Raw genomic sequence first — 12719 nt, 5'->3', positions numbered from 1 at the left:
CTCAAAGTCTCCGCGCGCCGCGGCGCACGGCACCTGCCAGCATGGTCGAAAGCTGCGCTTCGGATTTGCGGAAAGAGGATGCATCGGGTGAAGACATATTGAAGACGACCTGCACAGGTTTGCCAGCATTGCCACCTGTTGCAACTCCAAGCCTGCCGTCTGCACCACGCGCGAGCGGTAGGATGGCTTCTGCACCTGCTTCCCCGGTTAGGCCCAGCGAACCATTGCCCATGCCAAAGTAAGTCGGACTGGAAACCACACCGCCTTTGGCAAATGGCATGATGCCACGGATACCCGTCATCATGCCCGACATCAGCGACGAGCCCAAACTTTGTAATGGCTGGAGACCAGCCGATAGTGCTGAGCCTGCCAGATTGCTTGCGAGGCCGCGCAGCACATCTTCCAGTCCTTTACCGGATACAATAGCGCTTTTTAGTGCCGTCGTGAGGTTGGAGCCGAAGCTCGACGAGCGCTTTTCAAGATCGGTCAATGCGCGATCGAACGCGCTCGTGTCCGCTTCAACAGAAACGGTTACGGTTTCATCTGTCATTTAAATTACCTGTCGGGAAAAGCGTGCATGAGCGCATCAAGCGTCGCACGCGAAGGAGCATAGCTGTCGCGCGACACGGGTCCGAGGGCCGCTGCAAATTCGCGTGGGGTCATTGCCCAGAAATCTCTTGAGGAAAGCCGCAGCAAACCAAATCCTGCCCGCATAACCTCATCCCATGGAAAAGGCTTCTGTGAAGGATCTGATTCAACTGCGGCACTCAAGGGTTTGACGTGGAATCGCTTTCCGGCTTTTCAGCGCTTCCGAATGTGGCAGTCAGAAGTGATGAAACGATATATGCGAACCCGGCTGCACCGCCTTCAGCCCGCATTTCTGCAACATCGTCATAGCTCACATTATGACCGCCACCATGCAGGCCTGCGCAAATGATGCGCTGCATATCATGGGCGGCAAGTCGTCCTGTCGAAAAGCGTGCAATAAGGTCTGACAGATTATCTGCTTCAAATGCCACTTCCAGCTCGGCAAGCGCGCCAAGAGTAAGGCAGAGTGTCCAATCGCGGCCGTCCAGTTTTGCCGCAACCTCACCACGACGGCGGTTGACCATCATAGAGCCTCTCCAAATGCAATCAGCCCCGCCGATTCCAGTGCGATCTCGAAAGTCACTTCAGCATCATGATTGCCGCCATACTCAAGTGCCACAATCTGAAACGGTCCCGTAACGGTGCCGAAATCCGGCAACACGACCTGCCAGTTGCGGATCTCTCCATTAAAGAAGAGGCTACGGATCAATGCATCCGATGCCGCATCCTTGAAAATACCTGATCCACTAACCGAAGCGCGCTGCACACCGCTTCCAGCCAGTAACTGCCGCCAGCGGCCAGCTGCATCGGCGTCCGTTACGTCCACTGTTTCGGCATTGAAAGCGATGCGTTTGGTGCGCAAACCCGCACAAGTTTCAAACGCATTTTCACCGGCTGCGATTTTCAGCAAGATATCCTTGCCGCGTTGAGCTGCCATTTATTGATCCTTGAATTGTGCGTTTCCAGCGAAAATGAAAAACGGGTTTGCGTCTGGAAACGCGTAATAACTAACGATTAGAACGGGTCCGCTCCAAGTATTTGTTTTTGAGCGCACATTGTCCGAAAGCCGCTTCACACTTTTCTGGATGCGAATTAATCAGCGGGTTCAGTCACTGCGCGATAGCGCATGGTGCCGAGATAACTGCCGAACCCATCGGTGTTACGTGCCAAAACTTCCGTCAGCATGAGATTGATGACCTTATGCCCATCCACTTCAAGCGGCTCCTCATCGAGCCGCGTGGCAATGCGCCCGGCAATATCAAGCACACGCTTGCGTCCTGCCTCGCGCGCCCATATCTGGATATTGAGAAAATGTTCGCCCCCCGGCTCACTTGCCGTACTCCAGTCCTTGCTAAGTGTTTCACCCAACGTGACATAGGGGAAAGGCGTTTTAGGTGGCACGTGATCATAAACGTGCTCGCCACCAAGAGTTTCAATAAGCTCGTCGTCGTTCTTCAAGGCCTCATAAAGTGCTTTCTGCAATGCGCTCGCGCCATTCTTCATTTTGATCCCCGCTCGTTTTCTGATTGTCACCTCGGGTGTCCAAACGCCCGACGGCAATATCCTCCCGCACAGCTGCCTGCCTGAAACGCAGCGCCCGGATGAGACCTTCGAAGGTCAGCTTCATGGTGAGGTTCAACGCCCCTCCTCCACTGCAAGACAAATGAGGTAGCGTCCGCTTTCATCCGGATCATGTACTGAACGCAGCACAAATATGCGTCCGCCCTTACGCAAACGCTGATCGGATGAAATGTCCGCGCGATAACGCACCAGAATGCGATGCGTTATTTCTGGGCGTGGGCGGATGCCAAAATCTCTCTGGTTGCTCGATACGGGTTCGATGCGCCCCCATACCGATGCAATTTCCGACCAGGTTTCACGATAACCGCCCATACCATCTGCAATCGGATGCATGGCTTCCAAGGCCAGCTCGGCTGTGAGCTGGCCTGGATCAATAAACAGCACATTGTTCATAGGGATATGCGTCGCCAACTATCCACCATCTGACCGACCATCGGCGGAAGTTCCGCCTGCTTGCTGTCGAGGCCAGCGCGGTTTTCATATAGGTGTGCAGTCAGAGTGAGTATCGCCTGTTTGATCGCGTCCGGCACTTCAACGCCGGTCTCGCCAAACCCGGCAATGAAATCCACCTCTAGACCGCAGAAAGACTGCGCGTCTGGATATTGTGCCATATAAACGCGTTGAGGTCGTCGGCCATGCTGGAGCATAAACTCTTCCGGTTCCATGCTGATGGCACTTCCATCCGGTTGATAGGCAACCACAGCGGTCACCGCCTTAGCCGGATACTTAAATAGAGCCAGACGCCCTGAACGCGGCCAGCGATCCACGCGCAAACGCCATGTCTGGTTGATAAGTGCCAACCCCGTTTCGGCTTCAACAAGCTCACGGGCCGTCTTGATGAGACGCCGCAGAATGTCGTCTTCGCTTTCAGTAGAAATTCGCAAAAATGCGCGCGCGTCGGCAACCGTCACCGGCTCGAGCGCCGGTGGCGTGACAAGAAACATTGTCATTTATTTTCCCCTTAAAATAACTCTCAAATCAGACAGTTACGCATGACACCCCAGAAAAAGATTCAACGTGTTCGCGAACTGAATCTAGCTGCCAAAATCGGCAGGGTTTCCCCGAAAAGGACTGTAAAAAATGACAGCAAAACCGCTGTCGTATGCGTTTTTAAGCTGCAAATTTCAGAAGCTTGATCGCATCGAAGTCCTGCACACCACCACCCACACGCTTGGTGGTGTAGAACAGCACATATGGCTTGGCGGAATATGGATCGCGCAAAACACGCAAACCAATACGATCCACAACCAGATAACCACGCTCGAAATCGCCAAAAGCAATCGGAGTACTGTCGGCTCCAATGTCCGGCATATGCTCAGCTTCAACAAGACCAAATCCCATGAGTGATGCCTTCTCGCCGACAGCTGCAGGTGGCTGCCAGAGATAATTACCGTCAGCATCTTTGAGCTTGCGCAGCACGCTCTGGGTCTTGCGGTTCATGACAAAATTTGCGTTCTGTCGATAACCGGCTTTCAGCGCATAGATGAGTTCGATGAGCTTATCGGATGGATTAGAAGCAGGTAGCGCACCATCAACACCAGTTGCGATGTGACCAATCTTGCCCCATGCCCAGCTTGCATCCTCGACAGTATCGTAGCTCAGGAAGCCCATCGGCTTGTTCACACCGTTACCGGTGATAAACGCAGCGCCTTCCTGTTCAGCAAAAGCTGCTTCCACTTCCTCAGCAATCCACTGTTCCACATTGACTGCAGCATCATCGAGCAACGATGAGGTTGCCGCTGGCATTGCGTAGATTTCCATAGTGGGGAACTGGAGTTCCGCAAGCTTTGCCGATGCAGTCTGTGGACGTGCATCGGTTTCACCGACCCAGCCCGTGGCAGGACCGCTCACCGAGAATGGCTTTTTCAGGACGGCGCCTGAAACCTGACGTACGCTGGAGATGCCGCGGATCGGAGAAAGTACTGCCAGCCTGCGACCGATTTCCGTTTCGAGTTCTGCAGGAACAAGATAGCCACCATCCGGACCGGAAGCATAGGAATGTGCTTTCAGTTCAATGCCGCGCAGCGCCTGTTCATCGCCGCGACGAACATACCCATCGAATGCCTGTTTATGTTCAACATTGGCCACAGGCATATTCTTGCCCATTGGCGGGCGTGCAGTTTTCAGCACATATTGATCGAGGGCCTGCTTCTGTTCATCAAGAGCGCGGTTGATGCGATCAACCTTATCGCGCAAAAGCACATCGACATCAGCACTTTTTTCGACCTTCTTCAGGCGTTCATCGTTGGCTTCGCGAAAAGCCGAGAATGCTGTCATAAATTCATCGAAAGCTTCCGACACATCGCCGTCATTGCCGAGATTCGAGCCAAGCGCCTTCGTTTCCACGCTCTTGGTTTCGAGCGGGATTGCATTGATATTTTTCATATTGATCCTGTTTTCGTTAAATCACATCATCTTGCAGGCGGCGCGCATACGCCGTGCGAGGCCTGCATTGTCTGACTGGATGGCTTCCCGCCCGTCCCTGCCGTGAAAAGCTGCAAGTGCTGCATAGCCTTTTGCTATCACCGTACGTGCAGCGGAACGGCTCAGCCCCGCATCCCGCGTGAGCCAGCGTTCAAACTGTCTGACTGTTGGCAATTCAGCCATCAGATTATTAATTCGCGCCTGTGGCAGCATCGGAAACGTGACCACCGAGATTTCCCAGAGATCCGCTTCAACAATGTGGCGTAAGCCGGTATGCACATCCTTGCGTGCCTTGACAGTGCGGAACCCAATGGACAGCCCATCAAGTCCGCCCGCGCGCATCAGCTCCAGAGCTTCGCGTGCCCGCGCAACGCCTTTAGCAAGCCTGCCCTCGACATACAGCCCACGTGCATCTTCACGAATATCCGTCCATACGCCTATCGGTTCGGCAGCATCGTGCTGCCAAAGCATACGCACACCCGATGACTTTCGGGATGAAAGCGACTTCGCAAAAGCGCCCTTTTCGATAACGTCATTGCCCAGGTCGGCCAAACCAAAGACACTGGCATAACCCGAGAAGCTGCCGTCAATTTCAACCTCTTCCAGTGCAAGATGGGCGCGCTTGGTTTCAAGCCTGAATTCAGAGTTTGCCATTCCTGCTCCTCTCAGAAAATGGAATTCCGGGAAGCGTTGCCTGCTTGGCTCGTTCAGCAAAGCGCTTGAGAACGCCGAGTGCGGACCAAGCGGCAAGGCTTGCAGCAGTCGATCCCATCAGCATCAGTTCCGCGCGGCCAAGAAGAGTCTGTAACGACAGTGTTTCAGCGATTTTCACCCCTGCCGCGCCGCCAAAAACCATCCCGCATATGATGCCGACTGCGAAACGGATTGCCGCCTCACGCTTGCCGTTTGGCAGCATATAGGCCAGCGAGACCGCAGAACCTGCCACGGCTCCAGCAATTTTTGCGAACCACACCAATGTCGCATCGGAAGTCAGAACGGTTTCGCTCAGATTGCTCATGGCGTTCTCCTTTCTGCACGCGGCTGATAACCAACCGCATCGCGTTTTTCATCGTCACTCAGGAACGAAGCCTCCGAGACACGCCGCCACAAGGACTCGCGCTCAAGTGACAGCCCCTCAATCCGGTCTGAATCATGCTCAAGTCTGAGGTCATCACCAAACAGCGGCCCAAGCCAACAGCCCAGCGCTTTGGCGGTGCGGTTGATCAGCGGCAACACGGTCAGGCGATAGAAGGCACGATTGGCTTCTGCATAATTGGCGTAAGTATTGTCGCCCGGAATGCCGAGCAGCATCGGCGGCACGCCAAAAGCCAGTGTGATGTCACGTGCGGCTCCATTTTTCGCCTCTATGAAATCCATGTCCTGTGGACTGTAGCCCATGGCCTTCCAATCAAGCCCACCTTCAAGAAGCAACGGACGTCCCGCGCCTGATGCGCCCGTATAACCTTCCTCCAGTTCCACCTTCAGCCGCTCGAACTGCTCTTCCGTCAGATTGCCGCCGTCTTTTGGCGCATACACAAGAGCACCAGAAGGACGTGCGGAATTATCCAGCAATGCCTTGTTCCAGGCGCCGGCCGCATTGTGAATATCGAGCGCCATAAGAGCTGCTTCCAGCGGCGGAAATCCATAATGATCGTCCAGCGGATGGAACAATTTGAGGTGCAGCCCGGAAGGGGCTGATCCAGAAAGCGATACGGCTCTGCTTGCGTTGCCCGAACGATAGACCAGCGATTGCGGCCAGCCATCGCTCGATGTTTCAAGTGTTACCCGTTCTGGCCGCAAAAGATGCAACTCCATGCGACCACTCGGCAAATCAACACGCTCCACATAGGCATTGCCGGAAATCAGCAGATGCCCGTAAAGCCTCTCGAAGAAACTGCTTCCATCCAGACCGCCCTGCGGCCTCACAATGAGATCCAGCAACGGATGTGTCTCATGTTCGGCGGTTCCTTCATAAAGCAGCAAAGGCACATTGCTCGCCGCTTCCGCGATCAGTCGCACACAGCGGTGCGCCACCGGATTGCGCATAAACCCCTCGCGGGCGAGCGATGTATAATCCCGCGCAATCCACGAAGGCCCACGTTCCATATGCAAGGCCACAAAGCCGTTCGCCATCTTGGTCTGCCGCCCGTCATAAGAATGTGACGGTGCATTCGCGGCACTTCTGCGCCACGGCCAGTTCCACGCCATATATTGGCTCTCCAATTTATCTGAATGTTTAGAGCGCGTTTCGATTTGATTAAATCAGACCGGCGCTCTAAACCCTTTTATTTTAAGCATAATCTTATTGATCCTCGTTTCACTCCGGTCGGATTATGCTCTAACCAAAGCGGCGGATACGCGGCTTTCGGTCTGCACCAAGCATCAACTCGCCCAAAGCCCAGACCAGCGCGTCAAGACGATCCGGCGAGCGCCCGCTCGATAGACCTTCGGGCGCAAAATCACACATCTCATCTTCAAGCGCCGGAAATCGTCCGGCATGCCAAACGCGGTCTTGCTCATAAAGCGCCGCGACCGGCTCGGCACGCAGCCACTTGCCACGCGATGCCCTCCGCATCAGGACGGGCACAGAGGCGTCTTCTGCCGAAAGAACAGCCGCAACCATCTCGCCCCCCTGATTGACTTCGGCCAAAATCGCATCAGCCTCAAAGCTGTGATAGAGCGCAATCGCGCGGCGCGCCCACTGATGCGGCTTGGCCATCGACATGCTTTCATCAGCAAGCACATGGCCAATGCCATTTTCATCGATACCGGCAACCACTATTCCACAGGCATCCGACGATTTGCCCGATGAAGCGGGCGGATCAACGGCTACCAGAATACGCACAAGCTGCGGTGCCTCCGGTTCGAAACATTGTTCGATCCGCTCCCTCGACCACAAAGCACCGGCGCGTTCTTCAATCAACTCGCCATCGAGCTCTTGTCGCCCAAGCCGCGTGCCGGCATAACGCTGATTGATGGCCTGCATGAAACCATCGGCCAGATTGCTGGCATTTTCCGATGTCCGCATATGTGTCATTGCAACTGAATCGTCAGTCATCAGCGTTTTCAGCAACGGCACCGCACGTGGCGTCGTCGTCACAACCTGACGAGGAAAATCGCCCAGTCGCAAGCCAAACTGCAACATGTCCCATGTGGCTTGCGGGTTCTTCCATTTCGCCAGTTCATCGCACCATGCGGCATCAAATTGCGGACCACGCAAACCATCCGGGTCTTCAGAGGAATAGAGTGACGCCACAGCGCCATTATCCCAGAGGAGCCGTCGCCGCGTCGTTTCATAGCGTGGCCGATTGGCACGTGAGACAGACAGAATACCCGATGGACCGTCCACCATCACCTCACGTGCATCGGCAAAGGTCTCACCGATAAGTGCGATATGTCCACACGCTCGCGTCGCGAAAGGCGCAAGTCCAAGCGCCATGCCAGACACCCACTCAGCGCCTGCCCTTGTCTTGCCAGAACCGCGGCCGCCGAGAATTAACCAGACCCGCCAGTCGCCCGATGGCGGCAATTGCGCGTCACGCGCCTCAATCAGCCACTCGCATTCCGCCGCCATTATCTGTTGTTGCGTCAAGCCCGCGCCCCAAGATTTCCCGCGCGCGCCTTTGTGCAAGTTCGTCAATTCTCCTGTCTATGCGTGCTAAAGCCCGCCTAATTTCACTCAGGCTCACCACCGCGCCAGTTTCGCGACATTGCTCGGATGGAGCTGTTTCGGAAGCGAGTTCGCCGACAGTCTTAACAGCCTTGGCCAGCGCCATCAGCGCTTCAGCCTTGCTCTTGTCCGGCAGTTCATCACCGTCGATCAGCTTATTCAGTTCCGACTGCAAACGCTGAAGAGCGCTTTCTGAACTTGAGGGCTTGTTGTTATCTTGATCATCCAAACCGAGACGCCGGATACGAATGCGATAGGTTTTCTCGGAGAGCCCCATCATCTGCGCGACGTCCGCGCTTGCTATATCGTGTTTTGTTTGCAGGCGAAAAGCCAGCCTGACCCGCGCCTCGCGACGCTCGTCAATTTTTCGCGTTTTCAAAAAGCTTTGCCCAATATGCTTTGCAGTAAACTTGGACCCCTTTTACGCAAAACCCCGAAAGCAATTTGCTTCCGGGGTTTTGCGTTGCCGATAAAGCCGGGGGTATCGAGGCTGTTATCAGCATCAGCCACACTTTCTTGACTGTATCTAATTGATAGCAAACCACCGTTACACCGTCAAGGACTATTTTCCTAATTCTGATTTTTTTCCCAAAAGTTTTATGAATTTCGTTTACTAATTAACGTGAGTTCTCGCTTATTAATCTGTTATGATTAAAGGGCAGGTTTTGCTCGTCTCCCAATTCTCACGGTGCCGAAGTAGAGTTTATGCGTAAAACGGCGAAAAAAGATCCTGAAGAGCAAAAGCGCAAACCATTCCGGGTTTCGCGTTTGATTGGCTTTGATGCCTGGATCGATTCCGGCCTCTATAATCTTCGTTTTTATGCCGGGGAGTGGTGGGAGAATATCACCATCTTCTCTCGCCGCTTTCGTGTAAGGGGCTTCAGGCGCCTCGTCGTAGAAGTTCTGGATGAAGGCTTCACGCTCGGCGTCATAGGTTCCGTCATCATGCTGGCACTTGCCATGCCCGCATTTGAGGAAACCAAGAAAGATTGGCGCGCACAGGACGATTATGCGGTTACATTTCTCGACCGCTACGGCAACGAACTTGGCCAACGTGGTATTCTGCACCGACAGGCAGTACCTATTGATGAACTTCCAGATCATGTCATCAAGGCCGTGCTTGGCACAGAAGACCGCCGTTTCTTTGATCATTACGGCATTGACGTCTGGGGTCTAAGCCGTGCACTGAGCCAGAACCTCCGTGCCAATGGTGTGGTTCAGGGCGGCTCGACACTCACGCAACAGTTGGCCAAAAACCTGTTTCTTTCGAACGAGCGAACCCTCGAACGGAAGATCAAGGAAGCGTTTCTCGCTCTATGGCTTGAAAGCAATCTTACCAAGAAAGAGATACTCCAGCTTTATCTGGACCGCGCCTATATGGGTGGCGGCACCTTTGGGATAGCGGCGGCATCCGAGTTTTATTTCGGCAAGAACATCAAAGATGTGAACCTTGCCGAAGCTGCAATGCTGGCAGGCCTGTTCAAAGCGCCCGCCAAATTCGCACCGCATGTTAATCTCCCCGCCGCGCGTGCCCGCGCAAATGTTGTGCTTTCCAATATGGTGGAGAGTGGCTTCATGAGTGATGGCCAGGTCGCGGTTGCGCGCCGCAATCCTGCAAGTGTGATCGACCGCGCCAAGAACGAAAGTCCCGATTACTTCCTCGACTGGGCTTTTGAAGAAGTGAAAAAGGTTGCAGGAAAACTGCCGCAACACACACTCACCGTGCGCACGACACTCGACCGCAACCTTCAGAAGGCTGCAGAAGAATCGCTTGAGTATCATCTCCGCCAGCACGGCAAGGAATATAACGTGTCCGAAGCTGCAACGGTTGTGATCGCAAATGACGGATCGGTACGCGCGCTTGTCGGCGGACGCGACTACGGCGAAAGCCAGTTCAATCGTGCGACCAAGGCGCTGCGTCAGGCGGGATCGTCCTTCAAGCCCTATGTTTATGCAGCAGCAATGGAAAAGGGCCTGACGCCCAATACAATTGTTTCCGACGCACCTATCAGTTGGGGCAATTGGTCTCCCCGCAACTACGGTCGCAGTTTCGCCGGTCGCGTTGATTTGACAACCGCACTGGTGCGTTCACTGAATTCAGTGCCTGTCAGGCTTGCGCGCGATCATCTGACCACGGCCCCTATCGTTGCACTGACCAAAGCCATGGGCGTGGAATCGCCGATTTCGTCGCACAAAACGATGGTACTTGGCACATCGGAAATGACCGTGATGGATCAGGCAACGGGCTTCAATGTGTTCCCGAACGGCGGCATGGCTGGCAATCGCCACGCATTCACGCAAATCATTTCGTCGGAGGGTAAGGTTCTGTGGGATTTCACGCGCGACGCACTCAAGCCTCATCGCGCTCTGTCTGAAAAAGCTGCTTTCGAGATGAACTCTATGCTGGTGCAGGTTCCTGAACGCGGCACTGCTCGCCGTGCGGCGCTGCCAATGACACGCGTGGGCGGCAAGACCGGTACAACGCAGAATTACCGCGATGCATGGTTTGTCGGTTTTACAGGCAATTTCACTGCTGCTGTCTGGTTTGGCAATGACAATTTTACCCCGATGAAAGAACTGACCGGCGGTGTCCTGCCTGCCATGGCCTGGCAACGAATGATGAGCTATGCGCATCAGAATATTGAACTGAAGCCGATACCGGGCATTACGCCCGCCTTCCCGGCCCCTGCAAAAACGACAGAGCCTAAAATTGCGTCCAAGGACAAGCCCGACGAAATGATGGTAGCGCCACCGCGAGTTCTCTCACCGGTGGCCACGAAAGCGCTCAAGGAGCTTAACGACAAACTCCGTAACGCACCGCCTGTTCCGGCCCTTGCCGGACGCACCAAAGTATCGGTACTTTGAGCATAGAGCACATCCCGAAAAGTTGGCACCGGTTTTCGGAACAAGTTGTGCGCAAAAACAAAGAGATAGAGCATTTCTAATGACCAAATTTAAACCAGAAACGCTTAGGGTCTGTGGGGAATTAGGTTTTGAGCGCGGCGTGAGACGGATTTTGTTTCTGAACAGGAGAACAGGACGCCGTGGAGTGTATCTCCACAAGGGCTGTTCGACGTATTCAGAAACAAAATCCGCCACGTCCTGAAAGGATATGGTGAAAATGGCCCAGCTTCGCGTCGCAAAACCTCGATGGAGAACCACTCCACCTTCGGCTTTGCTCCTAAACCTGTGCTATTTTCATCCATACCACGCTTCAAAACTAATTCTCCACAGACCCTAGAATGCTGAAAATAATTCTCACAGTCGTGGCGGTACTGGCTATTGCGCTTGGCGGCGGCATATGGGCAACCGATTACACACTCGACCATTTTGACGGCTTCGGCGAATTACAGCTCGGAGCGTGGAATGCCTATCCGGCCTCTGGCACAATCGACGCTGACCCTTATTCCAAGGCGCGAGCTGCACGCAAAGCCTATCTCGCGCTGGGGGCTGCAGAAGGGCTTCCCTTTTACGCACGCCGCGATAGCAACGGACGCGAACTTAAACGCGGATGCAGCTACCGTCTGAGCGGTTTCACACCGTCGGCGCGTTTCTGGACCCTTTATCCGGCCAATTCCAATCTGGAACCGATTACACCGCGCATGGGCCTCCAGCCAGCACTTCATTCACGTGAAGTGCTTTATGAAAACGACGGCAGCGTGCAAGTCACCGTGGGACCGAGTGCCAGCCCTGACAACTGGCTTCCTGTCGAAGGAAGCGGCAATTTTGTGCTGGTCATGACCCTCTACGACACACCAGCTGCGAGCTCTTCCGGACTGATTGATCTCGTCATGCCGCGTATTGTGCCTGTCACAACTGTGGAGGCGTGCCGTGGCTAAAATCGTCCGCCTGTTGCTTCTTGGTCTGGTTGGTGCCGCAATCGTGCATATCGCCGTTCTGCTGCTCGTCCCGTTTTATTCAAGCAAAAATGCCTGGTCGCATCTGGAAGCCTTGGGTGATGGCTATCGCTTTCATTATCTTTCCGAGAAATCGGGACTTGTAAGCGATCAGGATCCGCTGATGGAACAGGCAGCATGCCGCTTTGATCTCACGGATGGGCCCGTACATATCACTGCGAAAGGCAATCTGCCTTTCTGGTCGCTGTCTGTTTATGCACCCAATGGCGATAATCTTTATAGTCTCAACGACAATGTATCGAACGATCGAGAGCTCGATCTGATTATCGCTGATCCGATCGGCATTGCGGCTCTTCGCGCCGAGGGCATGCAAAACGACGGTCGCTCCATCATCATCGAGCAGGACATCAGCGAGGCCGCAGTTGTCCTGAGAAGTTTCGTTCCAGACGCAAGCTGGCAGCAGCAGGTGAAAAACTTCCTCACCCAAGCCAACTGTCTGCCGTATGAAGCGAGTTAACCACCTGCAAAACAGACACTTTCTTACTCACGGTTAATAAGTTGCTAAGGCTTCATACCTATTATCCAATCTGCCGACATGC

17 protein-coding genes are annotated in these 12719 nt (G+C 54.3%); 3 read left to right on the top strand and 14 right to left on the bottom strand.

Features of this window, described 5'->3' with window-relative positions; all coding sequences use genetic code 11:
- Position 1: 1 nt before the first annotated feature.
- From C9380_RS03840 to C9380_RS03780, 14 genes are all read right to left on the bottom strand, one after another.
- On the bottom strand, positions 2–550 hold the full coding sequence (locus C9380_RS03840; protein WP_024897282.1) for a phage tail tape measure protein: 549 nt from the start codon (positions 548–550) through the stop codon (positions 2–4).
- Between the two features lie 5 nt (positions 551–555).
- Complete coding sequence (locus C9380_RS03835; RefSeq protein ID WP_024897281.1) at positions 556–771, bottom strand: rcc01693 family protein; 216 nt, start codon at positions 769–771, stop codon at positions 556–558.
- Complete coding sequence (locus C9380_RS03830; protein WP_247877556.1) at positions 768–1115, bottom strand: gene transfer agent family protein; 348 nt, start codon at positions 1113–1115, stop codon at positions 768–770. The genes C9380_RS03835 and C9380_RS03830 overlap by 4 nt, the downstream gene beginning before the upstream one ends.
- A complete protein-coding gene (locus C9380_RS03825; protein ID WP_111786287.1) occupies positions 1112–1525 on the bottom strand; it encodes a phage major tail protein, TP901-1 family in 414 nt (137 codons plus the stop codon). The genes C9380_RS03830 and C9380_RS03825 overlap by 4 nt, the downstream gene beginning before the upstream one ends.
- Before the next feature lie 155 nt (positions 1526–1680).
- Entirely contained in the window at positions 1681–2091 is a 411-nt protein-coding gene (locus C9380_RS03820) for a DUF3168 domain-containing protein (RefSeq protein ID WP_024897278.1), read from the bottom strand.
- Entirely contained in the window at positions 2051–2227 is a 177-nt protein-coding gene (locus C9380_RS26740) for a hypothetical protein (protein WP_161662543.1), read from the bottom strand. The genes C9380_RS03820 and C9380_RS26740 overlap by 41 nt, the downstream gene beginning before the upstream one ends.
- Positions 2224–2562: a phage head closure protein gene (locus tag C9380_RS03815; RefSeq protein WP_100559452.1), complete on the bottom strand. Its 339-nt coding sequence runs from the start codon at positions 2560–2562 to the stop codon at positions 2224–2226. The genes C9380_RS26740 and C9380_RS03815 overlap by 4 nt, the downstream gene beginning before the upstream one ends.
- On the bottom strand, positions 2559–3119 hold the full coding sequence (locus C9380_RS03810; protein WP_128093024.1) for a head-tail connector protein: 561 nt from the start codon (positions 3117–3119) through the stop codon (positions 2559–2561). The genes C9380_RS03815 and C9380_RS03810 overlap by 4 nt, the downstream gene beginning before the upstream one ends.
- 160 nt (positions 3120–3279) lie before the next feature.
- Positions 3280–4554: a phage major capsid protein gene (locus C9380_RS03805; protein WP_128093023.1), complete on the bottom strand. Its 1275-nt coding sequence runs from the start codon at positions 4552–4554 to the stop codon at positions 3280–3282.
- A gap of 21 nt (positions 4555–4575) precedes the next feature.
- On the bottom strand, positions 4576–5247 hold the full coding sequence (locus tag C9380_RS03800; protein ID WP_128093022.1) for an HK97 family phage prohead protease: 672 nt from the start codon (positions 5245–5247) through the stop codon (positions 4576–4578).
- Positions 5234–5611, bottom strand: coding sequence for a DUF6107 family protein (locus tag C9380_RS03795; protein ID WP_128093021.1), 378 nt, complete (start codon positions 5609–5611; stop codon positions 5234–5236). The genes C9380_RS03800 and C9380_RS03795 overlap by 14 nt, the downstream gene beginning before the upstream one ends.
- Positions 5608–6801 carry a phage portal protein gene (locus C9380_RS03790; RefSeq protein WP_128093020.1) on the bottom strand — a complete coding sequence of 398 codons (1194 nt, stop codon included), beginning with the start codon at positions 6799–6801 and terminating at the stop codon, positions 5608–5610. Before C9380_RS03790 ends, C9380_RS03795 begins: the two co-directional genes overlap by 4 nt.
- A 130-nt stretch (positions 6802–6931) precedes the next feature.
- Positions 6932–8167 carry a DNA-packaging protein gene (locus C9380_RS03785; RefSeq protein WP_128093626.1) on the bottom strand — a complete coding sequence of 412 codons (1236 nt, stop codon included), beginning with the start codon at positions 8165–8167 and terminating at the stop codon, positions 6932–6934.
- On the bottom strand, positions 8139–8642 hold the full coding sequence (locus C9380_RS03780) for a hypothetical protein (protein ID WP_111786281.1): 504 nt from the start codon (positions 8640–8642) through the stop codon (positions 8139–8141). The genes C9380_RS03785 and C9380_RS03780 overlap by 29 nt, the downstream gene beginning before the upstream one ends.
- Positions 8643–8968: 326 nt before the next feature.
- Here C9380_RS03780 and C9380_RS03775 point away from each other — a divergent pair, with 326 nt between their 5' ends.
- The 3 genes from C9380_RS03775 (at position 8969) to C9380_RS03765 (ending at position 12637) form a co-directional block, all read left to right on the top strand.
- Positions 8969–11128: a penicillin-binding protein 1A gene (locus C9380_RS03775; protein ID WP_128093019.1), complete on the top strand. Its 2160-nt coding sequence runs from the start codon at positions 8969–8971 to the stop codon at positions 11126–11128.
- 377 nt (positions 11129–11505) lie between these two features.
- Positions 11506–12102: a DUF1214 domain-containing protein gene (locus C9380_RS03770; protein ID WP_128093018.1), complete on the top strand. Its 597-nt coding sequence runs from the start codon at positions 11506–11508 to the stop codon at positions 12100–12102.
- The gene (locus C9380_RS03765) at positions 12095–12637 is read left to right on the top strand and encodes a DUF1254 domain-containing protein (RefSeq protein ID WP_128093017.1); all 543 of its coding nucleotides are present in this window, start codon (positions 12095–12097) and stop codon (positions 12635–12637) included. The genes C9380_RS03770 and C9380_RS03765 overlap by 8 nt, the downstream gene beginning before the upstream one ends.
- The last annotated feature ends 82 nt before the right edge of the window (positions 12638–12719 follow it).

Source organism: Brucella pituitosa, assembly GCF_003049685.1.
Classification (GTDB): domain Bacteria; phylum Pseudomonadota; class Alphaproteobacteria; order Rhizobiales; family Rhizobiaceae; genus Brucella; species Brucella pituitosa.
Note: the sequence above shows the minus strand (reverse complement) of the source record. Positions and strands in the feature narration are given on the sequence as shown.

What these genes read in the sequence shown, in the direction of transcription:
- C9380_RS03805 (WP_128093023.1), bottom strand. Translation starts at nt 4,554, where the DNA reads ATGAAAAATATCAATGCAATCCCGCTCGAAACCAAGAGCGTGGAAACG.
- C9380_RS03815 (WP_100559452.1), bottom strand. Translation starts at nt 2,562, where the DNA reads ATGAACAATGTGCTGTTTATTGATCCAGGCCAGCTCACAGCCGAGCTG.
- C9380_RS03840 (WP_024897282.1), bottom strand. Translation starts at nt 550, where the DNA reads ATGACAGATGAAACCGTAACCGTTTCTGTTGAAGCGGACACGAGCGCG.
- C9380_RS03825 (WP_111786287.1), bottom strand. Translation starts at nt 1,525, where the DNA reads ATGGCAGCTCAACGCGGCAAGGATATCTTGCTGAAAATCGCAGCCGGT.
- C9380_RS03810 (WP_128093024.1), bottom strand. Translation starts at nt 3,119, where the DNA reads ATGACAATGTTTCTTGTCACGCCACCGGCGCTCGAGCCGGTGACGGTT.
- C9380_RS03785 (WP_128093626.1), bottom strand. Translation starts at nt 8,167, where the DNA reads ATGGCGGCGGAATGCGAGTGGCTGATTGAGGCGCGTGACGCGCAATTG.
- C9380_RS03820 (WP_024897278.1), bottom strand. Translation starts at nt 2,091, where the DNA reads ATGAAGAATGGCGCGAGCGCATTGCAGAAAGCACTTTATGAGGCCTTG.
- C9380_RS03830 (WP_247877556.1), bottom strand. Translation starts at nt 1,115, where the DNA reads ATGATGGTCAACCGCCGTCGTGGTGAGGTTGCGGCAAAACTGGACGGC.
- C9380_RS03775 (WP_128093019.1), top strand. Translation starts at nt 8,969, where the DNA reads ATGCGTAAAACGGCGAAAAAAGATCCTGAAGAGCAAAAGCGCAAACCA.
- C9380_RS03770 (WP_128093018.1), top strand. Translation starts at nt 11,506, where the DNA reads ATGCTGAAAATAATTCTCACAGTCGTGGCGGTACTGGCTATTGCGCTT.
- C9380_RS03795 (WP_128093021.1), bottom strand. Translation starts at nt 5,611, where the DNA reads ATGAGCAATCTGAGCGAAACCGTTCTGACTTCCGATGCGACATTGGTG.
- C9380_RS03800 (WP_128093022.1), bottom strand. Translation starts at nt 5,247, where the DNA reads ATGGCAAACTCTGAATTCAGGCTTGAAACCAAGCGCGCCCATCTTGCA.
- C9380_RS03790 (WP_128093020.1), bottom strand. Translation starts at nt 6,801, where the DNA reads ATGGCGTGGAACTGGCCGTGGCGCAGAAGTGCCGCGAATGCACCGTCA.